Here is a 410-nt window from a genome sequence, read left to right as displayed (position 1 = left end):
GAGCTGACGGCACAGAACATCTTCCTAAACGACACCCCGCTGGCGAACGCCGACGGCAGCTACAACTTCACCGGCGTGAGGTGGGATTTTCGCCCGGGCACTCAGGATCAGGACTACATTCAGGGATTGCCGGAGGTCGACAACGAAATGTCGGCCAACGTGACAGTGACCACCACCGCGCCGTGGACACGCCAGTTCTCTAACCTGATGCTGGATGCCGTGCGTATTAAACTGAGCCTGCCCGTACAGTACACCTATAAAGACAACGGTGATATGGTCGGGACGGTCACAGAGTACGCCGTTGATCTCTCGACTGATGGTGCTGCCTGGCAGACGGTGGTTAACGGCAAATTCGACGGAAAGACAACCACGGAATACCAGCGCGACATCCGCATTGACCTGCCAGCAGC

1 protein-coding gene is annotated in these 410 nt (G+C 57.3%); it reads left to right on the top strand.

Annotated features, from left to right (window positions below):
• Nucleotides 1-410, top strand: a 410-nt coding sequence (gene gpJ / locus WFM46_RS23785) for a TipJ family phage tail tip protein (protein ID WP_442913481.1), incomplete at both ends; no start/stop codon positions are given.

It is taken from the genome of Leclercia sp. M50 (assembly GCF_037150775.1).
Classification (GTDB): domain Bacteria; phylum Pseudomonadota; class Gammaproteobacteria; order Enterobacterales; family Enterobacteriaceae; genus Enterobacter.
Note: the sequence above shows the minus strand (reverse complement) of the source record. Positions and strands in the feature narration are given on the sequence as shown.